Consider the following 23844-nt stretch of genomic DNA (forward strand, 5'->3'; position numbering starts at 1 on the left):
GTGTCAGTTGAAAGGAAGAGGGCGCTCGTCATTGTTTGAATGTGAACTGCCGTTTGACCACAAGACGTTGCATCTGGAGCTCGAGGATAAGAACTTCGCGGGTGTGATGGAAGGTCATCAAAACGAGTTTAAGACTACAAAATCACAGGAAGAGCTGGTAGAGGAGTCACTTGCCAACCCTTATGGCTCGCCTTCGCTCGAGGAGCTTTGTGCTGGCAAGAAGGATATTGTCATCATTAGCTCCGATCATACGCGCCCTGTTCCCTCGCGTGTGACGATGCCTATTCTGCTGCATCACATCCATTCCGCTGCGCCCGAGGCTCGAGTGCGTATTTTGGTTGCTACGGGTATGCATCGTCCTTCGACGCACGAGGAGCTCGTCAACAAGTACGGCGAGGAGATCGTTGCCAACGAGGAAATCGTTATGCACGTCGCGACTGACGACAGCATGATGAAAAAGATCGGCACCCTGCCTTCCGGTGGCGAGTGCATCATCAACAAGATTGCCGCCGATTGCGATCTGCTGCTTGCCGAGGGCTTTATTGAGCCGCACTTCTTTGCCGGTTTCTCTGGTAGCCGCAAGTCCGTCCTGCCTGGCATCGCCAGCTACAAGACCATCATGTACAACCACAACGGTCAGTTTGTGAATGATTCCCACTCGCGTGCCGGCAACCTGTGCCACAACCACGTAAGCGAGGACATGTTTGCTGCCGCCGAGATGGCTCACCTTGCCTTTGTGCTTAACGTGGTGCTCAACGGCAAGCACGAGGTCATCGGCTCCTTTGCCGGCGACATTCACAAGGCGCACGAGGCTGGCTGCGAGTTCGTCAAGAGCCTTGCCGGCGTTGAGCCCGTTGAGTGCGAGATTGCCATCACCACCAACGGCGGCTACCCGCTCGACCAGAACATCTACCAGGCCGTGAAGGGCATGTGCTCTGCCGAGGCTACGCTTCCCGAGGGCGGTGTGATCATCGACGTCGCCGGCTGTGCCGACGGTCACGGTGGCGAGGGCTTCTATCACAACATCGCCGACAATGATCCGGCAGAGTTTGAGCGGGCCTGCATCGACCGTCCTAAGGACGAGACCCTGCCCGACCAGTGGACGAGCCAGATCTTTGCCCGCATCCTGGCACATCACCCTGTGATCATGGTCACCGATCTGTGCGATCACCAGATGATCAAGGATATGCACATGACGCCGGTCAACACCCTCGAGGAGGCGCTCAAGCTCGCCTTTGAGATGAAGGGTGCCGATGCCAAGGTGGCCGTCATTCCCGATGGCCTGGGCGTTGTTGTCGCTCAGCACTAGTGCGCGGCTCAAACGAATCGTTTATAACCGACAAGAAAGATAAGGTTTTATGCTTACCAAACTCCTCTGCGAATTCGGCGCAACGGCCCTCATGATCATCTTTGGCGTGGGCGTGCACTGCGATACCGTGCTTAAGGGCACCAAGTATCAGGGCTCCGGCCACATGTTTGCCATCACCACCTGGTCTTTTGGCATCTCGGTCTGCCTGTTTGTCTTTGGCGGCGCCGTGTGCATGAACCCCGCCATGGTGCTTGCCCAGTGCATCGTAGGCCTGGTGCCGTGGAGCAGCTGCATCCCCTTCATGATTGCCGATATGCTCGGCGGCTTTGTGGGCGCCGTAATCGCTTGGCTTATGTATGCCGATGAGTTCAAGGCTTCCGAGGGCGTCGTCGACCCTATTGCCCAGCGCAACATCTTCTCGACCAACCCTACTACCGAGGGCACGAACTATGCCCGCAACTTCTTCTGCGAGGCTATCTGCACCTTCGTGTTCATCAGCGCCATCCTTGCTGCCGCTAGCCGCGCTGGCGAGAACGTTCTGATGCTCGCCATCTGCGTCGGACTGATCGTTTGGGCCGTTGGCATGGGCATGGGCGGCATCACCGGCTTCGCCATGAACCAGGCTCGTGACCTTGGTCCTCGCATGGCCTATCAGGTGCTGCCGATCAAGAACAAGGCTGACAACAACTGGAAGTACGGCCTGCTCGTTCCTGGCATCGCGCCGTTTGTCGGTGCCGCTCTGGCCGCGCTGTTTGTGCATGGTTTCTTGGGCATGTTCTAGTCTGAGGCTACATAGTTGTCCGCTGGCCGCATGGGGTAACTTCCCAGCGCGTCCTCGGACATGCAAAAAGGCTCGCTGCGCACTTCGTGCGGCGAGCCTTTTTGCGTCCTGCGGAATGCGCTGGGAAGTTACCCCATGCGGCCAGCTGCGGGGTCTTTGCTGCGCTCGAGCAAGCAGCCCAACATATAAATCTGAATTTGGATTTGGATGGGAGGGGCTTGTTGCTGTTGAGGGCGGTGAAGCGCGAGTGACACTTTGGGATGCGTGGCGCCCTGGGTTGGGGCGATGCTTTGGGATGATGTTCTTACTTAGTTGAAGAGGGGTTTTATGGCTGATAAGTAGTCTTTGGCTACGTCGGCTTTGTCTGCTTGGAAGTTGTGCCAGGCCCACCATTGGACGGTGGCTACGAAGCTTGAGGCTATGTGGTGTAGTAAGAAGCTGCGGTCCATGGTGCCAGCGGGGCCTGCGGGGTCGACGGGGACGGTTTCGGCTGCTCGTGACATGATGGTCTTGCGGAGGCAGTCGGCGAAGACGCGTGAGCCGGCGCCGGCTACCAGTGCCCGTACGCCCTGACGGCGTTCCCAGAGGTTGTTGAGGATATGCTCGACCTGTACGAGTGGGTCGTCGAGCGGTATGCCATCGTCGTCGAGGGCGTGGGTGCAGATGTCGCTCACGAGCTGGGACAGTAGGTCGTCTTTGCTCTTAAAGAGACCGTAGAATGTCGCGCGGCCTACGTGAGCGCGAGCGATGATGTCGCCGACGGTGATCTTGCCGTAGTCCTCTTCGCGCAGCAGCTCGGAGAACGCCGCAACGATGGCAGCACGGCTTTTTGCCTTGCGGGCATCCATGGCTATGCGTCCGCGTGAACGAGCAGGCAGCGGAGCGTACCGGTGCAACCCTCGTAGGGGCGCTTGCCGGCGCCGTAGCCGACGGCTTCGATGCGGTAGCGTGAGGGCAGTTGGTCGGACGTACGCAGTGCGGTGACGATGGCGGCGCCCGTGGGCGTCACGAGCTCGCCGGCGACCGGTGTAGGCGTGAGGGCGATATTGCCCGCCTGGCACAGGTTGACGACAGCGGGGACGGGAATGGGCATGAGACCATGGGCGCAGCGGATGGTTCCGTGGCCCTCGGAGAGCGACTCGACCACGATGTCCTCAATACCCAGGTCGTCGAGGCAGATGGCGACAGAGCAGACGTCGACGATGGAGTCGACGGCGCCCACCTCGTGAAACATGACGGTGTCGGGCGTTTTGCCGTGAGCCTTGGCCTCGGCAGCAGCGAGTACGGAAAAAATGGCGAGGGCGCGACGCTTGGCGCCATCGCTTAGCTGCGAGCCATCGATGATGGCGGTGACGTCCGCCAAAGAACGGTGGTGATGGTGGTGGGCGTGATGATGGCCCTCGTGGTCATGGCCGTTGCTGTGGGCCTCATGGTCATGCTCATGGCAGTGCTCGTGCTCGCCATGATCATGATGGTGGTGCTCATGCTCGTGCGTGTGCTCGGCAGCTGCTTCGTTGCCGTAGAGCCAGGCCATCTCGTGGTCGTGGTTCTCGAGCTCCTCTGCCAGCTGGACGTCGAAATCGCAGGCGTCGATGCCATGCTTGTTTACGCGTGTAACGGCAATCTCAAAGCCGTCGACCGGCAGCGTGGCGAGCTGTTCGCGCAGGTGCTCCTCGCTGGCGCCCAGGTCGAGCAGAGCCGCGACGGTCATATCGCCGCTGATGCCCGAGGTTCCGTCGATGATAAGCGTGTGCTGATGGTTGGACATGGAATGCTCCTTATCGGGCGCGGGATGTGCCGGCGCTCAGATGATTGATAAGACTTGCCTGGTAGGCGGCACCAAAGCCGTTGTCGATATTGACGACCGAAACGCCGCTGGCACAGGAGTTGAGCATGGCGAGCAGCGCGGCTACGCCACCAAAGCTTGCGCCGTAGCCCACGCTGGTGGGAACGGCGATGACCGGACAGCTCACCAGGCCGCCGATAACGCTCGCCAACGCGCCCTCCATGCCGGCGACGGCAATGATCACCTGCGCCTGTGCAAGTTCCTCGGCATGCGCGAGCAGGCGGTGCAGGCCGGCGACACCCACGTCGTAGAGGAGGTCGACCTCGTTGCCATAGAATTCGGCCGTCAACGCGGCTTCCTCGGCGACGGGCAAGTCGCTCGTGCCGGCGCAGGCGACGACGATGCGTCCGTTGCCGGTAGGGGAGGGCTTGCCGCCCACGAGGGCGAGCTGTGCGTTCGGGACATATCCCAGGTCAATGCCGTTGCCGAGAAGCTCAGCGGTGCGCGCGGCTTTTTCGGCATCCAGGCGCGTGACCAGGATGCGCTCCTGGCCGGCATCGCGCAGTGCTTCGATAATGGCGGCAATCTGCTCGGCGGTTTTACCGGCACCGTAGACAACCTCGCCGGCTCCCTGGCGCACTCCGCGCGAAAGATCGAGCTGCGCAAAGCCCAGATCGGCGGTCGGAGCCGTCTGGATGCGCGTAAGGGCGACTGCCGGGGTGACTGATCCGCCGGCAACATCGCTCAGCAACTGCTCAAGATCTCGCTTATCCATATATGTTCCCTTCGACGGCGCAAAGTCTAGCACTCAAAAGGTATTTTTCCGAACACTAAGACAAAATTGTTCGGAAACTATAGGACAGACTGATTTAATTGTTAGACAGATCGGCTAGTCGCGCAGGATGATGTCCATGGCGAGCATCAGGTTGCGCTCGTCGATGGCAAACGGGGCGGCTTCGCGCGTCTTGGGCTTGGCGCAAAACGCGATGCCCGTGCCCGCGGCCTGAATCATGGGGATGTCGTTGGCGCCGTCGCCGATCGCGACGGTATTGGCCATATCGACACCGCACTCAACCGCCCAATCCAGCAGCTGGATGAGCTTGGACTCCTTGGTCACAATGTCTGCCGCCAGCTTGCCGGTGAGCTTGCCGTTCACGACCTCCAGGCGGTTAGCGAGGCAAAAGTCGATACCCGCGGCAGCCACGATCTTGTCGGCGACCTCGTGGAAACCGCCGCTTACTACGCCGACCTTCCAGCCCTTGCTGTGCGCCGAGCGCACAAGCTCCAGCGCGCCGGGGGTAAACGTCACGCGCGCAAAGGTGCGTTCGAACACGCTCTCGTCAAGGCCGGCAAGCAGCCTTACGCGCTCCTCGAGTGCCTGCTTAAAGTCGAGCTCGCCGCGCATGGCGCGTTCGGTGATCTGTGCAACTTGCTCGCCTACGCCGGCCTCCTCGCCCAACAGGTCGATGACCTCCTGGTTGATGAGCGTGGAGTCGATATCCATAACGATGAGGCGTGCAGTCATGGCGGGCCTTTCCTAGTGCAGTTGTATTGGGGCACATTGTCGCACGCGGCGCGCCTGGGCGACGGCCAGGCCGCGTCAATTGTTTCGTCTCCGTCAAGTCTTTGGGCAAGAGCTACTTTTTCGCGGCACATCGACGCGGGTGCGATAAGATAGAACGCCATGTCCGGCTGCGCGGTTTACGCAGGCTGGGCAAATCTGTACGACGCCGCCCGGAACGACACGGGGCGGCACAGATCCATAAAGGAGGATCACTGGTATGAGCCAGACCCGTCCCATCGACGAGCATTCCATGCACACCCGTACCTGCGGCGAGCTTCGCTTCGAGAACGTGGGCGAAGAGGTCACCCTCACCGGTTGGGTGAGCCGTCGCCGCGACCACGGCGGCCTTATTTTCTGCGACCTTCGCGACCGCGAGGGCATCACGCAGCTCACCTTCGACCCCGAGCACTCCGATGGCGATGCCTTTAAGATCGCCGAGACCATGCGTCCCGAGTGGCCCATCAAGATCCACGGCGTCGTGCGCGCTCGTGGCGAGGAGACCACCAACACCAAGCTCGCGACCGGCGAGATCGAGGTCCTGACCGACCACGCTGAGGTGCTCAACACGTCTGTCACCCCGCCTTTCCAGATCGAGGACGGCATCGAGACCAGCGAGGACACCCGTCTGCGCTATCGCTATCTGGACCTTCGCCGTCCCGAGATGATGGCCAACCTCAAGCTGCGCTCCGACTTCACCTTTGCCATTCGCGAGGCGCTGCACAACCGTGAGTTCATGGAGGTCGAGACGCCCTCCCTGTTTAAGTCCACGCCCGAGGGCGCTCGCGACTTCATCGTTCCCAGCCGTATCCAGCCGGGTAACTTCTACGCCCTGCCGCAGTCCCCGCAGCTCCTGAAGCAGCTGCTTATGGTCGGTGGCGTCGAGCGCTACTACCAAGTTGCCAAGTGCTTCCGCGACGAGGACCTGCGTGCCGACCGTCAGCCCGAGTTCACCCAGGTCGATATCGAGATGTCCTTCGTGGACCAGAACGATGTCATGAGCGCGCTCGAAGAAGTCCTGTCCGATGCCTTCGGCCGCATGGGTGTCGAGATGCCCACGCCGCTGCGTCGCATGAACTACTGGGAGGCCATGGACACCTATGGCTCCGACAAGCCCGATACCCGCTATGGCATGCACCTGGTCGACCTGACCGACATCTTTGCCAACTCCAAGTTCAAGGTCTTTGCGACTGCCGCGAACGAGGAGGGCTCTGTCGTCAAGGCCATCAACGCCAAGGGCGCCGGTGCCTGGGCACGTGCCAAGATCGATAAGCTCGCCGGCGTGGCCTCTACGTTTGGCGCCAAGGGTTTGGCCTGGATCGCTTTCCGTGAGGACGGCTCTATCAACAGCCCCATCGTCAAGTTCTTCTCGGACGAGGAGATGGCGGCTCTGCGCGAGCGCATGGACGTCGAGCCCGGCGACCTTGTGATGTTCGCCGCCGGTCCGCGCCTGCTCTCCGACGAGATCCTGGGCGGCATGCGCTCCCACATGGCCAACGCGCTCGAGATCAAGCGCGAGGGCCACGACTTCCTGTGGGTCGTCAACTTCCCGCTGTTCCACTGGGATGAGGACCGCAAGGCTTACGCTGCCGAGCATCAGCCCTTTACCCTGCCGACCGAGACCGACATCGCCAAGATTGAGGCCGATCCGCTGGCAGCCGGTTCTTGCACCTACGACTTTGTCATGGACGGCTTTGAGGCCGGCGGCGGTGGTATGCGTATCCACAACGCCGAGATGCAGATGTCCATGCTCAAGCTCCTGGGCTTTACCGAGGAGCGCGCCGAGTCGCAGTTTGGCTTCCTCATGGAGGCTCTCAAGTTTGGTGCGCCCCCGATGGGCGGTTTTGCTCTGGGCCTGGACCGCGTGTGCATGCTGCTCTCCGGCTCCGACTCCATCCGCGACGTCATGGCGTTCCCCAAGACGGCCAGCGGCTCCGACCTTATGTCGGGCGCCCCGAGTGCCGTTAGTGGCGCCCAGCTCAAGGACGTCAGCCTGCGCCTGATGTAGGCGAGCGGCTACATATTGCCCGCAACGAGGGAAGGACGCGTGCCTTCCCTCGTTTTTTATGCGCCGAGGTTGCGAGGGTATAGGTTGACTGGGCGTCGCGGAAACTACGACCCGGAATTTGCGTCCAGAACGGGTCGCAGTTTCCCAAACAGGGTCCTTTTGGAAACTGCGACCCAGAATCCAGCCAAATAATGGGACGCACTTTCCGGTTGAGCCTTCTGGCGGAAACTGTGTCCCATCATTGACGCTCGAAATGGGATGCGGTTTCCGTCCCACCCTCAACAAGCATCTAACGCTACAATAACTACCACGTGGCTGGGTTTGCCGGCCGAATGTGCGATGCCGCGGGAGGGGACATGGTCGAGTTTACAAAGACGATTAAAGATCCGTTGGGACTACATGCCCGCCCGGTTGCGCTGCTCTATGACATCATTGCCAAGCATCGTAGCGACGTGTCAGTCAGCATTGGCGATCGCCACACGGATGGCCGCGATGTCATGGGACTCATGGCTCTCTACGGCGAGTGTGGCGAGGACATCATCTTCCGCGTTTCGGGCGTAGATGAGGCTTCCTGCGTTACGTCGATCAGAAATCTCTCGCTTTAAGCATGACAGGGCGTGGTAAAGGATGGTCCTTTGCCGCGCCCTTTTGTTTCGTATGGGAAACTTTTTCGAAATCTGAATGGGGACCCTTTCCAAAAAGTTAACTACGTGTTAGTTTACTAAAGCGAACATAGACGTGGTTAACTTTTAACGCGTCGATGTTGAGGACGAACTGACGTTAGGAGCCACTCATGTCTTGCGGACCGCAGATGCCGGCCATGCCGCTTTCGATGGTAAAAGCGGGCGAAACCGTGCGCGTGTCTCGTGTAAAGGGCAATGAGGATATGAAGCACCACCTCAAGGACCTCGGCTTTGTCGAGGGCAGCGAAATCCACGTGGTGAGCTCGAGTGGCGCCAATATCATCGTCACGGTGCTGGGCGCACGCTTTGGTATCGATTCCAAGGTTGCCATGCACATCATGACCGTCGGTTAGTCGACGGTATTTCTGTACGCACTGAAAGGGGGACAAGTAAATGAAGACGTTGGGTGACGTTAAGGTGGGCGAGAGCTCCACCATCGTCAAGCTTCACGGTGAGGGTGCGCTTCGCCGCCACCTTATGGACCTGGGGCTCATCAAGGGCACTTCGTTCAAGGTCGTGAAGGTTGCACCGCTCGGTGATCCGGTCGAGATCAACGTGCGCGGCTACGAGCTTTCCATCCGCAAGGAGGAGGCTGCCGTCGTCGAGGTTCAGTAAGGACTCGCGGCGCATATTTCTGCAGATAAAGTTAGGTTTTTCTAACTTGATGCAGCATCTTTGAAGCACATTATCCAGTCTGCGCGGAGAAAGCAGCGCAGGCACACAAGGAAGAAGGATTGAATGGCGGATTCTCAGATCCATGTCGCGCTGGCGGGTAACCCCAACTGCGGCAAGACCACGCTTTTCAACCTGATCACCGGCGCCAATGGCTACGTTGGCAACTGGCCCGGCGTCACGGTTGAGAAAAAGGAAGCCAAGCTCCTAAGCGACAAGAACGTTACCATCACGGACCTCCCCGGCATCTACTCGCTTTCCCCCTACAGCCCCGAGGAGCAATGCTCGCGCGATTACCTCATGAGCGGCGAGCCCGATGTAGTCGTCCAGGTGGTCGACGCCACCAACCTCGAGCGCAACCTGTACCTGGCGCTTCAGGTTATCGAGACCGGCCTGCCCGTGGTCGTTGCCCTCAACATGGCCGACTTGGTCGAGAAGAACGGCGACAAGATCGACACGGACAAGCTCTCCAAGAAGCTCGGCTGCCCGGTCATGATGATCTCGGCCCTTAAGAACAAGGGCATCAAGGAGCTGTTCGAGCAGGTTAAGAAGTCCGCTGCTTCTAAGGGCGAGGTGCCGGAGCACAAGTTCGACTCCTCCATCGAGGACGTTCTGGACCACATCGAGAACAACCTGCCGGCGAGCGTTCCCGCTAACAAGCGTCGCTATTACGCCGTCAAGCTGTTCGAGCGTGATGCAGACGCCTGCAAGCTCATCAACCTCACCAAGGAGAAGGCCGCTCGCGTGGAGGAGCTGGTCGCCCAGTGCGAGCAGGACTGCGACGACGATGCCGAGTCCATCATCACCGGTGAGCGCTATGGCGTCATCGCGCACATCATCGATGAGTGCCTCACCAAGGCCCCGGCCAAGATGAGCACCTCCGAGAAGATCGACCGTGTGGTTACCAACCGTATCCTGGGCTTGCCGATCTTTGTCGTCATCATGTTCTGCGTGTACTACATCGCCGTTTCTACCCTGGGCGGCACGGTGACCGACTTCACCAACGACCAGCTCTTTGGCACCGACGGTTGGTATGTGCTCGGTCAGGGCCGCGATGCCTACGATGCAGCCGTCGAGGCTGCGGGCGACGATGCCGACTCGGTTGACCCGGCGCAGTACGGCCCCTATGTCCCGGGTATCACCACCGCGGTGCATGACGCCCTTGTGGCGGGCGGCACCGAGGACGGCGGTCTTGTTGACTCCCTCGTCTGCGACGGTATCGTGGCCGGCATCGGCGCCATCATGGGCTTTGTCCCGCAGATGTTCCTGTTGTTCGTGATGCTCTCTTTCCTGGAGGACTGCGGCTACATGGCCCGCGTCGCCTTCATCATGGACCGCGTGTTCCGCCGCTTTGGCCTGTCCGGTAAGTCCTTTATCCCCATGCTCGTGACCTCGGGCTGCGGCGTTCCCGGCGTCATGGCCACCAAGACCATCGAGAACGAGAAGGACCGCCGCATGACGGTCATGACCACCACGTTCATCCCCTGTGGCGCCAAGCTGCCGATCATCGCCCTGCTCATGGGTTCCATCATCGGCGATTCTTCCACCACCGCCGCGTGGATCAGCCCGCTCTTCTACTTCCTGGGCGTTTTCGCCGTCATCGGCTCGGGTCTGATGCTCAAGAAGACCAAGCTCTTCGCCGGTCGCCCGACGCCGTTCGTCATGGAGCTTCCTGCCTACCACTTCCCGGCAATCCGCTCTTGGGCGCTGCACGTGTGGGAGCGCTGCTGGGCCTTTATCAAGAAGGCCGGCACGGTCATCTTCGCGTCCACTGTCGTGGTTTGGTTCCTGTCCAACTTTGGTAGCTACAACGGTTCCTTTGGCTACCTGCCCGCGATGGACGGCATCTCCGAGGAGTTCATGGACTACTCCGTGCTTGCCATGCTCGGCAACCTGGTCTCCTGGATCTTCGCCCCGCTTGGCTTTAGCACCTGGCAGGCAACAGCGCTGTCCGTCTCGGGCCTTGTCGCCAAGGAGAACGTCGTCGCCACCGCCGGCTCGCTGCTGTCCGTGGCTGATGCCGCCGAGACCGACCCGAGCCTGTGGACCGCGTTTGCCGGCATGTTCCCCACCATGGGCGCTTGCGTCGCCTTTGGCGCGTTCAACCTGCTGTGCGCTCCGTGTTTTGCTGCCATGGGTGCCATCCGCAACCAGATGGATTCCGGCAAGTGGTTCGCGATTGCCATCGGTTACGAGTGCGCCTTTGCTTGGGTGATCGGCCTGTTCATCAACCAGTTCTACAACCTGCTTGTTCTGGGTCAGTTTGGCTTCTGGACGGTTGTGGCTATCGTGCTGCTGGTTGCGATGCTCTTCCAGATCTTCCGTCCCATGCCCAAGCATGCATGGACCGACGAGGACGAGACCAACGCTGCTTCCGCCGCAGTTTCCGCTTAAGTCCGAATAAGGATTAACCCCTTTCCACGAGCCCGGGTGTCCCAGCGACCCCGGGTTTTTTGGTGGGGGAGATGTGGCGTTTCCGCAGATAAAACCGACCAAAATAAACCTGTCCCTTTTTGGTAGGTGGAGAATGGGGTAAAGTAAGTGGTGGTTAACTAGAGGAGGCTTGCTATGGCACCTATCGATATTGTTGTACTGGCTGTTATCGGCGTTGCGTTTGTCGCCGTGTGCGTGCGCATCTACCGCAAGGGCACCTGCGCCGACTGCGCTCAGGGCGGCGTTTGCACCGGGCATTGCTCCAACAAAAAGACGTGCGCCGCACTTAAGGGCGTGGACAAAATCGCCGAAGACTTGGGTCGCGGTATCAAATAAGGTCCGGACATCCAAGCGCTCCGCGGGCATCCGTTCGCGGGGCGCTTTGTGCATTTGAGGGAGAGCACGGCGAGTCGAAGAGTATTTTTGGGGTATCGTTAACTGGACTATTAATTGGCAACTTATCTATAACGGAGTAACCGCATGAGCGCTCGCGTAACCATGAAGGACATAGCCGCCGAGCTTGGCGTTTCCATCAATACCGTGCACAAGGCTCTGACGGGAAAGGCCGGCGTGAGCGAATCCGTGCGCGCCAAGGTGAACGCTAAGGCCGAGGCCATGGGCTATCACCGCAACACAAGTGCCTCAAGCCTGCGCCGCAAGGATATCAATCTGGTGTTTTGCCTGCCCCGCGCATCGCGCGAGGGAGCGTACTTTTTCCGTTACCTGTGGGAAGGCTGCAATCGCTTTGAACAGGAGGTCATCGACCGGGGCATTACGGTTGAGCGCGTTGAATTTGGCGTGGGCGGCTACGCTGATGCACTCGAGCAAATCGACGAGCGTCTGCAGGTGGGCGAGAAGATTGATGGCTTGCTCGCCTATGCGCCGGGCGACGATCGTGCGACTGAGCTTTTGGGGCAGATCGCCGAGGCGGGCGTGACGATTGAGCTTGTCGACGGCGACCGTCCGCATTTGAATCGTTTGGGTGCGAGCTTGGCCGATTATTCGACGGCAGGCAGCCTTATGGCCGAGCAGGCGGCAAACCTGGTCCATGCTTCTGGGGCCGACGCCCGCGTGCTCCTTTTGACAGGCGACCCATATACCGATTCGCACTATCTAACCGCCCGCGCCTTCCACAATTACCTGCGCGAACGTGATATTCCATGGCAGGTTGAGGATCTTGCAGGTGCCCATGCGCAAGTCAAACAACTCGAGCATGAGCTCGAAAAGCGCTTGAGTGCGCCGGACGCCCCTGAACTTATCTGTAGCGTTTTTGCCGTTGGTTCCGAAGTGGTTGCCGACGCGCTCGTCTCGGCCGGCAAGGCCGGTCAGGTCATGGTGATCGGCAACGACCTGTTTCCCGAAAGCGCCCTGGCCTTGCGCCGCGGTATCTTTACCAATATTGTCTATAAGGACCCGACGAGCCTGGCGTATCGCGGCGCCAAGACACTGGGCGATTATCTGCTGTGGGGAAGGACCCCGACGGAGCCCGTCCAGAAGGGCGCCGTCGAGATGGTATTTGCCAGCAATGTCGACCGCTACTGCGAACTTGCGGGTATTTAGCCGATTGAGCAGGTACCCCCTCTTGCGACGTGCATTTTTGGGAGTATTCAGCATTGGCATGCCCTGAATGAGGTGCAGAACGACTGTTTTAAGTGCCCCCGATGGCGTAATTTGCCATCGGGGGCACTTTTTATGCCGATCGGGCGCTATCTGCGTTCCAAATAGGACGCTGAGGATGGCGCACGGCGCGCTCCAATGCTGAATACTCCCAAAAATGTACGTCGGGACATGACCCACCTGAGCAAAAGCGCTCAAGTTCGGTGTTCGGGGACGCCAACCGGTCCGCAATGCATGCAAGTCACAGCTCCGGCAACCGTTGAACGGGCAAAACCTACCGTTCACCCCATGGTTGTTAGGTGAACGTTCACCTTTTGAGTCGTAATGGATTAGTATAGTGAACGTTCACCTAGAGGATGACGAGCGTATTGTGCGCCCGCTCCGCAAACAAAGGGGTTGTTTGATGAAAAACTTCATGGACGATCAGGATTTCCTGCTGAGCACCAAGACCGGCGAGGAGCTGTTCCACAACTTTGCCGAGGGCATGCCCATCGTCGACTACCACTGCCACATTTCTCCTAAGGAGATTTGGGAGGACAAGCGTTTCGAGAACATCACCGAGGTTTGGCTGGGCGGCGACCACTACAAGTGGCGCCTGATGCGTGCCAACGGCGTCGACGAGCGTTTTATCACTGGCGACGCCCCTGCTCGCGAGAAGTTCCAAAAGTGGGCCGAGACCCTGGGTCGCTGCGTTGGCAACCCCGTCTTTGAGTGGAGCCACCTGGAGCTTAAGCGCTACTTTGGCTACGAGGGCGTCCTCAACGGCAAGACTGCCCAGGAGGTTTGGGACCTTGCCAACGCCAAGCTCGCCGAGGCCAGTTTCACCTGCCGCAACCTGATCAAGCAGTCCAACGTCCGCATGATCTGCACTACTGACGACCCCGCCGACAGCTTTGAGTGGCACAAGAAGATTGCCGCCGACGACAGCTTTGACGTTCAGGTCGTTCCCGCCATGCGCCCCGATGCCGCTTTGCGCATCGAGCGCGGCCAGGAGTTTGCCGACTACTGCAAGCACCTCTCCGAGGTTGCCGGCGTTGAGGTCAGCGACTTTGAGGGCATGAAGGCTGCCATTTCCAAGCGCTACGACGTTGCTCACGAGCTGGGCTGCCGCGCATCCGACCACGCACTCGACTACGTTATGTACGTCCCGGCTACCGCCGACGAGATCGAGGCTATCTTTGCCAAGGGTCTGGCTGCCGAGCCGCTTACCGAGGAAGAGGTCCTCAAGTACAAGACTGCCTTTATGCAGTTTGTCGCTGGCGAGTATGTCCGTCTGGGCTGGGCCATGCAGCTGCACTTTGGCTGCAAGCGCGACAACAATCGCGCCATGTTTGCCAAGCTCGGTCCCGATACCGGCTACGACTGCATCTCCAACTACACGCCGTCCGACCAGCTCGCCGATTTCCTCAACTCCATTCAGGAGACTTGCGGCCTGCCCAAGACCATCCTGTACAGTCTGAACCCCATCGACAACACCATGATCGATACCGTGATGGGCTGCTTCCAGGAGGCTCCGACTGCCGGTAAGATCCAGAACGGCTCCGCCTGGTGGTTCAACGACAACGAGGTCGGTATGCGCGAGCAGCTCACGGCTCTGGCTAACGAGGGCGTGCTGGGCAACTTTGTGGGCATGCTTACCGATTCCCGCTCCTTCCTGTCCTATCCGCGCCACGAGTACTTCCGTCGCGTGCTGTGCAGCGTGATCGGCGAGTGGGTCGAGCAGGGCAAGTACCCGGCCGACATGGAGCTACTGGGCGAGGTTGTACGCGACATCAGCTACAACAATGCGGTCCGCTACTTTGGCTTTGACCTGGACACCGTCGAGGCATAAGCCTGCATCGAATCACATCGAACTCGGGAGCGCCGTTGCCACACGCGGCGCCCCCGTTTTGCTTGCACGCTAACAGCTATCTAAGGAGAGACACAGATGGAGAACATCAGCTACGATGCGCTCGAGAAGATCGGCTACAAGGGCTATTTGCTGCCCAAGGATGCTCCCGAGAAGGTTCTGCAGTTTGGCGAGGGCAATTTCCTGCGCGCCTTCGTCGACCGTTTCTTTGACATGGGCAACGAGGCCACCGGCTGGAACGGCAAGGTCGTCATGGTGCAGCCCATCAGCGGTGCCTTTGGCTTTGCCGACGGTATCAATGCCCAGGACGACCTGTACACCGTGCTGGTGCGCGGCAAGGAGAACGGCAACACGGTTGACGAGTCCCGCGTGATCAGCGCCTGCAGCCGCTGCCTTAACCCGTATCGTGAGGACGACTACCGCGCCATGATGGAGGTCGCCGTCTCCGACGACCTAGAGATCATCGTCTCCAACACCACCGAGGCCGGTATCGCCTATGACCCGTCCTGCAAGGCCGACGACATGCCACCCGCGAGCTTCCCCGCCAAGCTTGCCCAGGTGCTCCACACCCGCTGGGCTGCCGGTAAGCCGGGCGTCATCGTCCTCGCCTGCGAGCTCATCGATCACAACGGCGAGGAGTTGCTGCGCATCATGAACCAGTATGTGAGCGACTGGGGCTGGGAGGACGAGTTTGCGCAGTGGATGGCCAACGACTGCACCGTCTGCACCACGCTCGTCGACACCATCGTACCGGGCCGTATCCGCGACGCATCCGAGGCCGCCGCGGTGGCTGAGCGTCTGGGCTACGAGGATCCCTTCCTGGCCGTGCGCGAGCCCTTCCAGATGTGGGGCATCCAGGGCGACGAGTCGCTTGCCGAGAAGCTTCCCTTTGTGAAGGCTGGTCTTCCGGGTGTCTTTGTGACTCCCGACGTCACCCCGTACAAAAAGCGCAAGGTCCGCATCCTCAACGGTGCCCACACCGCCTTCGTTCCGGGTTCCTGGGTTGCCGGCTTTGATATCGTGCGCGACTGCATGCATGACGAGACCATTCGCGGCTTCATGAACACCATGCTCTACGACGAGGTCATTCCGACGCTTGCCGCCGACTTGGATGTCGAGGACTGCAAGGCCTTTGCCGCCGCCGTCGAAAACCGCTTCGACAACCCGTTTATTGATCATGCGCTGCTCTCCATCTGCCTCAACTCCACGGCTAAGTGGCGCGCTCGCGACCTGCCCACGCTCAAGGACTACGTTGCCGAGACCGGCAACCTGCCCAAGTGCCTGGCGACGAGCCTCGCTACGCTCATCTCCTTCTACACGCAGGAGCTCGTGTCCCGCGAGGGCGACGGCCTGCACCTGCGTCGCTCCGACGGCACCGAGTACACCGCTCAGGACGACGCCTTCGTGCTCGACTTCTACGCCGCCCATGCCGGCGCCGACGATGCCCAGCTGGTGCACGACGTGCTCACCAACGAGCAGATGTGGGGCGAGGACCTTACGCAGATCGCAGGTCTTGAGGAGTTTGTCGTCAGCGCGCTCGCCGTCGTGCGTGCCGAGGGCGCCAAGCAGGCCTTCGCCAACGCTCAGGCGTAAATTTCCGGCGCAGACGCGGGCGCGGGACGGCGTGCCCGCGTCTCGACTTCTGCTCAACCTGTAGGGTTAGGACCATTTGCAATGAACACTATCCAGATCAATCCGGCCGACAACGTGATCGTCGCGCTGTCGCCGCTTGCCAAGGGCACCGCCGTCGCGGTTCCCGGGGTGGGCGAGGTCGTGGCCGTGGAGGATATTCCGCAGGGCCATAAGATGGCGGTGCGCGCGATTGCCGCCGGCGAGGACGTCATTAAGTACGGCCTTCCTATCGGCCATGTGACGGGCGATGTCCAGCCCGGTCAGTGGCTCCACACGCACAATGTGAAGACCAACCTTTCGGACGAGGTCGAGTACGCCTACAACCCCACGCATCCGGTCGTGGATCCCGTTGAGCCTGAGACCTTTATGGGCTTCCGCCGCGCCGACGGTCGTGCCGCGACGCGTAATGAGCTGTGGATCATCCCCACGGTCGGCTGTGTCAACGAAGTCGCCCGTGCCATGTGTGAGCAGGCCCAGGATCTGGTCGATGGCTCGCTGGAGGGTGTTTACTACTTCCCGCATCCCTTTGGCTGCTCGCAGACCGGCGCCGACCATGTCCAGACGCGTCGTCTGCTGGTGGCGCTCTCGCGTCATCCTAATGCGGCCGGTGTGCTGTTCCTGTCGCTCGGTTGCGAGAACTGCACACACCAGCAGGTGCTCGACGAGCTCGGTGACTTCGATCACGAGCGCGTCCGCTTCCTCACCTGCCAGGACGTTGCCGACGAGCAGGTCGAGGGCCACAAGATTCTGGCCGAGCTGGCAGACCTCGCCAAGCAAGCCAAGCGCGAGCCCATTCCGGCCTCCGAGCTGGTTATTGGACTTAAGTGCGGCGGCTCCGACGGTCTTTCGGGCATTACCGCCAATCCCACGATCGGTCGCGTGAGTGATATGGTTGTCGCCCGCGGCGGCACGTCGGTGCTTACCGAGGTGCCCGAGATGTTTGGCGCCGAGAGTATCCTGCTCGATCGCTGTGAGAACGAGCAGGTCTTTAACGCCGCTTCCGACATGCTCAATGGCTTTAAGGACTACTTTATTAGCCACGGCGAGGTCGTCTACGAGAACCCGAGCCCCGGCAACAAGGACGGCGGTATTACCACGCTCGAGGACAAGAGCTGCGGCTGCGTGCAAAAGGGCGGATCTGCCCCCATCGTCGACGTGCTGCCGTATGCCGGCCAGGCAAATAAACACGGCCTGAACATGCTGTGCGGTCCGGGCAACGACATGGTATCCACCACGGCGTTGACGGCTGCCGGCTGCCACGTGATTCTGTTCTCGACCGGCCGCGGCACACCGTTTGGCGCGCCGGCGCCTACCCTCAAGGTGTTCACCAATCAGCGTCTGTGCGACCACAAGGCCAACTGGATGGACTTTAACGCCGGCGTGATTGCCACGGGTGAGCGCACGCTTGACGAGGCTGCTCACGATCTATACCAGCTGGTGCTGGAGACGGCGAGCGGTAAACTCACGAGTGCCGAGCGCCGTGGCTGTCACGAGATCAGCATCTGGAAGGACGGCGTCTGCCTGTAGTGGCAAATGCACCCAAGCGTAGCGCGATGTCGTCGGCCCCGTCGGGAGTGTTCCCGGCGGGGTTTCGTTTTGTGGTTAAGTGAATATGTTGGAAAATCTGATAAACGTTCACCTATCTCATGGCTGTCCAGCATGGCACCCTTACCAGCAGAAAATAGGTGTGAGGATCTCAATTGTGTCCGTTCAGCGGTAAAAATCGACCGTTCAAGGATATTATTCAAGTGAACGTTCACCTGTCGTAAGCAATCGCGCATAATCTAACTAAACGTTCACCCTGAACGCTGGGCAGACAGATGTCAGTGTGGACTCAACTGTCTTGTTACAAGACAATCGAGAAAAGAGAGGGAGCTCGATGCTAATAAGATCGGAAAAAAGCGTAAGATCACATTCTGGACGCGCTTGGGCTTTGGTATGGGCGGTATGCTCAATTCCGGTGCCCTGACCTTTACGCACAGCTACATGGTGCTGTTCCTGTCCACGGAGTGTGGCCTGTCCGCAGGCGAGGCTGCACTGATCAGCTCGTTTGCCATCTATGTCAACGCCATTCTTTGCCCGCTGATGGGCTTTGTGGCCGATAACTTCTATGCCACCAAGATTGGCCGCATTTTTGGTCGTCGTCGTTTCTGGATCTTGCTGGCCATCCCGATGATGATCGCCGAGCCGCTCATCTTCGTGGCTACGCCGTTTGGCTTCCCGTACTACTTTGTGCTGTACCTGATCTACAACGTCGCGTACACGTTCTGCACCGCCAACCTGTCGCCGCTTACCATCGAGATGACCGACGACTTTAAGGAGCGTACGTACCTCACCGGCTACAAGCATCTCTTTGGTAACGCCGCCGGCTTCCTGATGGCTGCACTTGTGGGCTTCGGCTTTGGCACCTTCGGCGAGACCAACCCGTTCAGCTACTTCATCATCGCTACGGTCAACGCTTCGGTCATGGCAATCTCGCTGCTCTGCGTGTACCTGTCCACGTGGGAGCACACCCCCGAGGAGGTCGCTCAGGAGAAGATCGAGAGCGTCGGCGAGGGCATCAAGAAGTTCTTTGTGGACGTTATCTCCACCTTCCGCAACAAGTCCTTCCGCAAGGTCCTGTATGCACAGGTCTCCACGAAGCTCGCTGCTGCCTGCTGGTCTGCCTGCCTGTCCTTCTTCATCGTCTACTGCCTGCAGATTCCTAAGTCCTACGAGTCCGTGATGGAGATGCCTGGCAAGGTCGTCGCTATCGTCTGCACCGCCATCTGGGTTGCCCTCATGGCCAAGAAGGGCTTCCACAAGTCTTGGTACCTCGCAAATGTCGGTTGCGCTGCGTGCATCATTGCCTACAACTACTTCGCCTTTGGTCAGATCAATGGCACCTCCACGGTCGCCATCGCCATGATCGCCTACCCCATCATCTTCGCCATCTGGAAGTTCTTCTACGTCGGCTTCCAGTACCTGCCCGATGTTCTGCTCAACTACATCCCCGATGTCGATGAGCTCATCACCCTGCGTCGTCGCGAGGGCATCTACAGCTCCGCTCAGCAGCTCTGCCAGCAGATCGCCCAGGCTATCGCCGTTAACGCATGGGCCATCGTCCTTGCTGCCTCCGGCTTCATTCAGACCGCCGGCAACAGCGACGCCGTGACCCAGCCCGCCACCGTGCCTCTGTACATCTGCGGCTACATGCTCATCGGCTGCGCCGGCTTCTTCCTGCTCGCGGCTGTCCTTGCCCGCGGCATCAAGATTGACAAGGAGCAGTGCGACGTCCTTTGCGACGAGATCCGCCGCGTCAAGGAGGGCGGCAAGATGGCCGACGTCAACCCCGAGGTCAAGGCGCTTTGCGAGGAGCTCTCCGGCTTTAAGTACGAGGACTGCTTTGCCCACAACAACGTTGGCTTCCAGGACGGTAGCGTAACTCCCGCCGAGTAAGGCCGACATATCGTCCAAATCACAGGGCCGTGCCACCGGAATTCCGCCGGCAGGCACGGCCCTTTTTCAACAGCGTACAATTTGCCTTTAGAGCATCTTTTTGAGGGAGAAATCCATGGAGACGAACGTTATCTGGCGCAACGCCCGCGCGGCGGTTATCGAGCTTGACGACGGCGGCTACTTTACCTGTGCCGATACGTGGGAGATCTTTGTCAACGACGAGCCTGCCGGTACCACGAATACGGTCGAGACCTATGTCGACGGCCTGACCCCCGGCAAGCGCAACCTGGTTCGTTTTGTTTGTGGCGAGCGTGAGCTGAGCGTAGGTGTCACCACGCCGGCTGAGCCTTTTACCATCAACGTTCGCGACTGTGGCGCCAAGGGCGATGCCGAGCATGATGACACCACCAACATCCAGGCTGCCATCATGGCCTGTCCCAAGGACGGGCGCGTGCTGATTCCCGCCGGCAGCTATCGTATCAAGTCCCTCTTCCTTAAGAGCAATATCAACATCGAGCTCGCCGAGGGAGCGGTGCTGCTGGCCCGCCACGATCGTGCCGCGCTTGCCTACATTCCGGGAACGGTCACGGGCAACGAGGGTGCCGGGTATGCCGGCACCGATATGCTGCCCCTGGGCCGCTGGGAGGGCGAGAGCTTCTCGACCTACTGCTCTACCTTTACGGGTCTGAGCGTGCACGACGTGTGCATCTATGGTCGCGGCGCGATCGACGGTCAGACTGATTTTGCCGAGGACAACTGGTGGAACAAGGACTTTAAGAACATCTTCCGTCCTGAGGAGGGCCGCGAGGTCGCCCGCCCGCGCATGATTTTCCTGTCCGAGTGCCAAAACGTGAGCTTGGCCGGCTTCACCGTCCGCAACAGCCCGGCGTGGAACATCCACCCCATCCTGTGCGAGCACGTCGATGCGCTCTGCCTGTCCATCGAGGGCCCCAAGAACTCCCACAACACCGACGGTTTCGATCCCGAGAGCTGCGGCTTTGTCCGCATCCTTGGCTGTCAGTTCTCGGTGGGCGACGACTGCATCGCCATCAAGAGCGGCAAGCTGGGCATTGAGCCCGAGCTTCGTCCCGCCACGCACGACGTGCTGATCTCTCACTGCTACATGCACGATGGTCACGGCGCCGTGGTCCTGGGTTCAGAGGCTGCCGGCGGCATCAAGGACCTTACCGTGAGCAAGTGCCTCTTTGAACGCACCGACCGCGGCCTGCGCGTCAAGACCCGCCGCGGGCGCGGCAAGGACGCCGTCAACGAGGGCATTACCTTTGAGCACATTCGCATGGACGAGGTGCTCACGCCCTTCGTGGTCAACTCGTTCTACTTCTGCGACAAGGACGGCAAGACCGACTACGTGCAGTCTCGCGAGGCACTGCCCGTCGACGACCGCACACCTGGCTTTGGTGCCACGACGTTTTGTGATATCGAGGCTACTAACTGCCACGCGGCTGCTGCTTACATCACGGGCCTGCCCGAGAGCAAAGTGACGCGCCTGACGTTCCAGGATGTCCACGTGACCTTCGCGCCGGATGCCGAGCCCTTTGTCCCGGCCATGGCCTTCGGCGTTGAGCCCATGGTGCGCCAGGGCATCATCGCGCAAAACGTCAAGGTACTCGACCTGCAAAATGTGGTGATCGAGGGGCAGGACGGCGAGGAACTGCAGCTCCAGAACGTCGACAAGGTTATCCGTGCGTAGGCGTTTGCTCCTAAACAATTACATTCGGTATGTCGTGGCGCGCGATGGGCAGGGCCTTCCCGACCCATTGCGCGAACTTTTTATATGCCGAAACTGCAACGTAGACGGTCTACGACGAAAGGACGCGGTGACTGATGATGAGTGAGAGACGATTTTTTGAGGTTTCGCCCGAGCGTGCGGGGGCATATCACAGTATCTCTAAGGCCTTGGAGGCAATTGACGAATCCTGTCCGAATGACGGACGGCCGGTGACAATCCATATCGAGCCGGGTGAGTACCGCGAACGGGTCGAGATTCATCGCCCGCATGTGACGATTGAGGGAGAGACGGCCGACAGCGTGCGTATCGTGGGCAGCCTGGGTGCCAAGATGCCTTCGGAGGACGGCTCGGGCGTCGACGGCACGCTCGGCACGTTTAGGACCTATACCGTTTTGGTCGATGCCGACGACGTACGGCTCGAGAACCTCACGATCGAAAACGATGCGGGCGATGGGCGCGAGGTCGGTCAAGCGATTGCCCTGTATGCTGATGGCGACCGTCTGGTTGTCGATGCCTGCTGCATTAAGGGACACCAAGACACGCTGTTTTTGGGTCCGCTGCCGCCGCATGAGGCCAAACCGGGCGGGTTTATAGGACCCAAACAGTATGCGCCGCGCCGGGTGGGGCGCCAGTATTTTCGACGTTGCCGGATCGAGGGCGATGTCGACTTTATCTTTGGCGGCGCGCGTGCCTACTTTGAGGGGTGCGAGATTCGCTCGCTCAACCGCGATATGGACGTGAACGGCTACGTGACGGCGGCGTCGACGCCCGAAGGCGAGCCGCACGGCTTTGTGTTCCACGGCTGTTCGTTTACAGCTCCGGATGGCGTGGCGCCGGATTCGGTCTACCTGGGTCGTCCTTGGCGCGAATGGGCGCAAACTGTGCTGATCGATTGCTGGCTGGGGCGACATATCAAGCGCGAAGGCTGGTGGGATTGGAATAAGCCGACGGCACACAACTGCGTGCAGTATGCTGGCGCGATTCTGCATGGGCCGGCGGGTGATACTACCGGCTGGGTGCCGTGGGCGAATGAACTCGATGTGATGGCTGCCGCCGGGTACGCTCGCGAGCAGGTGCTTGCCGGTGGGGATGGCTGGGATCCCGAGGGCGGCGACGGTGATGCGGTTGAGACGGCTGAACTGTCTGCCAACGGCCGCACCGTGCACATCGAGACGTACTGCGAAGACGAACCTGCGCTGCGTGCCCGGCTGAAGCGCGAGGGGCGTTCGGCTGCTTTTACGGGCAAGACTCCTGCAGATTTTGAGGCATGGAAGATTGCGACCAGGACTCGTCTGTACGATGTTTTGGGCCTTTCGCTTATGGACCGCGTCCCGATTGAGATTCGTGAGCTCAGCCGCGTGCGGGTTGCCGGCGGCATCGTGCGCACCCATGCGATGTTGCAGGTCGAGCGCGATGTTTGGATGCCGTTCTACCTGCTCGAGCCGCAGTCGCCTAAGCTCGATGCACACGGCCGCAAGTGTTGCTATATCTGCCCGCATGGCCATCAGGGAGCAGGCGCCGCAAGTGTTGCGGGCGTGACGGGCGTGCCGGCGGTCGATGATGCTGTGCGTAAGTTCAATTACGACTACGGTCTGCGTTTGGCGCGTATGGGTTACGTGACCGTCTGCCCCGACGCACGCGGTTGGGGATACCGTCGTGACTGGAAGGGCCAGGGCGATGACGAGAACAGCTTTCTGCGCGGCACGTGCCTAAACCAGGCGCGCATGGCCGAGCCGCTGGGACTTACCGTTGCGGGTCTCAACGCCTGGGATAACATGCGTCTGATCGATTACCTAGAGGCGCGCGGCGACATTGCCATGGACGACCTGGGCTGTTTTGGCTTTTCGGGCGGCGGATACATGACGCTGTATCTGGCGGCGCTCGACCCACGCGTATGTAAGACGTTTGTCTCGGGCTACCTGTACGGTGTCGATGATTCGCTGCTGCACCTCAACGGCAATTGCAGCTGCAACTACACACCCGGACTTTGGCGCTTGCTCGACATGGGCGATATTGCCTCGCTTATTGCGCCGCGCCCGTTGTTAGTGCAGAGCTGCGAAGAAGATCATCTGAACGGTTCGCGCGGGCTGAAAAATGTCGATGAACAGCTCGAGATCGTGCTCGATGCCTACAAGTTGCTGAGTCGCAGAGATGGCCTGCGGCACGAGGTGTGTCCGGGTGAACACCATCTGGGAGTGACACATCTTGTCGAGGATATCGAATGGCTCGATTCGCACGTTGCGAAATGCGACCGTGCATAGCCCCTCGGCATGCTGCAAATAAACGGTACGTACCTGTATGGCCGCCAATGGGCGGATGAGGAGA

19 protein-coding genes are annotated in these 23844 nt (G+C 60.0%); 15 read left to right on the forward strand and 4 right to left on the reverse strand.

From position 1 onward, the window contains the following. The first annotated feature begins 31 nt into the window (after positions 1 to 31). Both larA and larD read left to right on the forward strand, forming a co-directional pair. Positions 32 to 1309, forward strand: a complete 1278-nt coding sequence (gene larA / locus I2G40_RS00625; protein WP_195521808.1) for a nickel-dependent lactate racemase — start codon at positions 32 to 34, stop codon at positions 1307 to 1309. 49 nt (positions 1310 to 1358) lie between these two features. Further along, positions 1359 to 2090: a D/L-lactic acid transporter LarD gene (gene larD, locus I2G40_RS00630; protein WP_152067525.1), complete on the forward strand. Its 732-nt coding sequence runs from the start codon at positions 1359 to 1361 to the stop codon at positions 2088 to 2090. A 308-nt stretch (positions 2091 to 2398) separates the two neighbouring features. Here the strand turns inward: larD and I2G40_RS00635 are convergent, their stop codons facing one another. The 4 genes from I2G40_RS00635 to serB all read right to left on the reverse strand — a co-directional run bounded on the left by I2G40_RS00635 (position 2399) and on the right by serB (position 5401). Continuing rightward, entirely contained in the window at positions 2399 to 2938 is a 540-nt protein-coding gene (locus I2G40_RS00635) for a TetR/AcrR family transcriptional regulator (RefSeq protein ID WP_195543834.1), read from the reverse strand. Positions 2939 to 2940: 2 nt separating this feature from the next. Then, positions 2941 to 3858, reverse strand: coding sequence for a nickel pincer cofactor biosynthesis protein LarC (gene larC / locus I2G40_RS00640; protein ID WP_195543835.1), 918 nt, complete (start codon positions 3856 to 3858; stop codon positions 2941 to 2943). A 10-nt stretch (positions 3859 to 3868) separates the two neighbouring features. Further along, positions 3869 to 4651: a nickel pincer cofactor biosynthesis protein LarB gene (gene larB / locus I2G40_RS00645; protein ID WP_195543836.1), complete on the reverse strand. Its 783-nt coding sequence runs from the start codon at positions 4649 to 4651 to the stop codon at positions 3869 to 3871. Positions 4652 to 4765: 114 nt separating this feature from the next. After that, complete coding sequence (gene serB, locus I2G40_RS00650; RefSeq protein ID WP_195543837.1) at positions 4766 to 5401, reverse strand: phosphoserine phosphatase SerB; 636 nt, start codon at positions 5399 to 5401, stop codon at positions 4766 to 4768. A gap of 256 nt (positions 5402 to 5657) precedes the next feature. Here serB and aspS point away from each other — a divergent pair, with 256 nt between their 5' ends. From aspS to I2G40_RS00715, 13 genes are all read left to right on the forward strand, one after another. Next, on the forward strand, positions 5658 to 7445 hold the full coding sequence (aspS, locus tag I2G40_RS00655) for an aspartate--tRNA ligase (protein ID WP_195543838.1): 1788 nt from the start codon (positions 5658 to 5660) through the stop codon (positions 7443 to 7445). 356 nt (positions 7446 to 7801) lie between these two features. After that, positions 7802 to 8050, forward strand: coding sequence for an HPr family phosphocarrier protein (locus tag I2G40_RS00660; RefSeq protein ID WP_022094361.1), 249 nt, complete (start codon positions 7802 to 7804; stop codon positions 8048 to 8050). Between the two features lie 188 nt (positions 8051 to 8238). After that, a complete protein-coding gene (locus I2G40_RS00665) occupies positions 8239 to 8481 on the forward strand; it encodes a FeoA family protein (RefSeq protein WP_040358815.1) in 243 nt (80 codons plus the stop codon). Between the two features lie 40 nt (positions 8482 to 8521). After that, on the forward strand, positions 8522 to 8743 hold the full coding sequence (locus tag I2G40_RS00670) for a FeoA family protein (protein ID WP_006234774.1): 222 nt from the start codon (positions 8522 to 8524) through the stop codon (positions 8741 to 8743). A gap of 123 nt (positions 8744 to 8866) precedes the next feature. After that, positions 8867 to 11194: a ferrous iron transporter B gene (gene feoB / locus I2G40_RS00675; RefSeq protein ID WP_195543839.1), complete on the forward strand. Its 2328-nt coding sequence runs from the start codon at positions 8867 to 8869 to the stop codon at positions 11192 to 11194. Positions 11195 to 11368: 174 nt separating this feature from the next. Beyond that, positions 11369 to 11569: a hypothetical protein gene (locus I2G40_RS00680; RefSeq protein WP_006234772.1), complete on the forward strand. Its 201-nt coding sequence runs from the start codon at positions 11369 to 11371 to the stop codon at positions 11567 to 11569. A gap of 144 nt (positions 11570 to 11713) precedes the next feature. After that, positions 11714 to 12793, forward strand: coding sequence for a LacI family DNA-binding transcriptional regulator (locus tag I2G40_RS00685; RefSeq protein WP_195543840.1), 1080 nt, complete (start codon positions 11714 to 11716; stop codon positions 12791 to 12793). A 460-nt stretch (positions 12794 to 13253) separates the two neighbouring features. Then, positions 13254 to 14681, forward strand: a complete 1428-nt coding sequence (gene uxaC / locus I2G40_RS00690; RefSeq protein ID WP_195543841.1) for a glucuronate isomerase — start codon at positions 13254 to 13256, stop codon at positions 14679 to 14681. A gap of 96 nt (positions 14682 to 14777) precedes the next feature. Next, complete coding sequence (locus tag I2G40_RS00695; RefSeq protein WP_195543842.1) at positions 14778 to 16292, forward strand: tagaturonate reductase; 1515 nt, start codon at positions 14778 to 14780, stop codon at positions 16290 to 16292. An 81-nt stretch (positions 16293 to 16373) separates the two neighbouring features. After that, a complete protein-coding gene (locus I2G40_RS00700) occupies positions 16374 to 17858 on the forward strand; it encodes a UxaA family hydrolase (RefSeq protein ID WP_195543843.1) in 1485 nt (494 codons plus the stop codon). Positions 17859 to 18269: 411 nt separating this feature from the next. Continuing rightward, on the forward strand, positions 18270 to 19769 hold the full coding sequence (locus I2G40_RS00705; protein WP_267489487.1) for an MFS transporter: 1500 nt from the start codon (positions 18270 to 18272) through the stop codon (positions 19767 to 19769). A gap of 115 nt (positions 19770 to 19884) precedes the next feature. After that, on the forward strand, positions 19885 to 21480 hold the full coding sequence (locus I2G40_RS00710) for a glycoside hydrolase family 28 protein (RefSeq protein ID WP_195543845.1): 1596 nt from the start codon (positions 19885 to 19887) through the stop codon (positions 21478 to 21480). A 137-nt stretch (positions 21481 to 21617) separates the two neighbouring features. After that, entirely contained in the window at positions 21618 to 23780 is a 2163-nt protein-coding gene (locus I2G40_RS00715) for a pectinesterase family protein (protein WP_195543846.1), read from the forward strand. Positions 23781 to 23844: the final 64 nt, after the last annotated feature.

Source organism: Collinsella aerofaciens, assembly GCF_015558785.1.
GTDB lineage: Bacteria > Actinomycetota > Coriobacteriia > Coriobacteriales > Coriobacteriaceae > Collinsella > Collinsella aerofaciens_P.

Coding starts and splice junctions, on each gene's coding strand:
- larB (WP_195543836.1), bottom strand. CDS start 4,651: ATGGATAAGCGAGATCTTGAGCAGTTGCTGAGCGATGTTGCCGGCGGA.
- larD (WP_152067525.1), top strand. CDS start 1,359: ATGCTTACCAAACTCCTCTGCGAATTCGGCGCAACGGCCCTCATGATC.
- feoB (WP_195543839.1), top strand. CDS start 8,867: ATGGCGGATTCTCAGATCCATGTCGCGCTGGCGGGTAACCCCAACTGC.
- I2G40_RS00680 (WP_006234772.1), top strand. CDS start 11,369: ATGGCACCTATCGATATTGTTGTACTGGCTGTTATCGGCGTTGCGTTT.
- I2G40_RS00670 (WP_006234774.1), top strand. CDS start 8,522: ATGAAGACGTTGGGTGACGTTAAGGTGGGCGAGAGCTCCACCATCGTC.
- I2G40_RS00695 (WP_195543842.1), top strand. CDS start 14,778: ATGGAGAACATCAGCTACGATGCGCTCGAGAAGATCGGCTACAAGGGC.
- larC (WP_195543835.1), bottom strand. CDS start 3,858: ATGTCCAACCATCAGCACACGCTTATCATCGACGGAACCTCGGGCATC.
- aspS (WP_195543838.1), top strand. CDS start 5,658: ATGAGCCAGACCCGTCCCATCGACGAGCATTCCATGCACACCCGTACC.
- I2G40_RS00705 (WP_267489487.1), top strand. CDS start 18,270: ATGGGCGGTATGCTCAATTCCGGTGCCCTGACCTTTACGCACAGCTAC.
- I2G40_RS00635 (WP_195543834.1), bottom strand. CDS start 2,938: ATGGATGCCCGCAAGGCAAAAAGCCGTGCTGCCATCGTTGCGGCGTTC.
- uxaC (WP_195543841.1), top strand. CDS start 13,254: ATGAAAAACTTCATGGACGATCAGGATTTCCTGCTGAGCACCAAGACC.
- I2G40_RS00700 (WP_195543843.1), top strand. CDS start 16,374: ATGAACACTATCCAGATCAATCCGGCCGACAACGTGATCGTCGCGCTG.
- I2G40_RS00685 (WP_195543840.1), top strand. CDS start 11,714: ATGAGCGCTCGCGTAACCATGAAGGACATAGCCGCCGAGCTTGGCGTT.
- I2G40_RS00710 (WP_195543845.1), top strand. CDS start 19,885: ATGGAGACGAACGTTATCTGGCGCAACGCCCGCGCGGCGGTTATCGAG.
- serB (WP_195543837.1), bottom strand. CDS start 5,401: ATGACTGCACGCCTCATCGTTATGGATATCGACTCCACGCTCATCAAC.
- I2G40_RS00665 (WP_040358815.1), top strand. CDS start 8,239: ATGTCTTGCGGACCGCAGATGCCGGCCATGCCGCTTTCGATGGTAAAA.
- I2G40_RS00660 (WP_022094361.1), top strand. CDS start 7,802: ATGGTCGAGTTTACAAAGACGATTAAAGATCCGTTGGGACTACATGCC.
- I2G40_RS00715 (WP_195543846.1), top strand. CDS start 21,618: ATGAGTGAGAGACGATTTTTTGAGGTTTCGCCCGAGCGTGCGGGGGCA.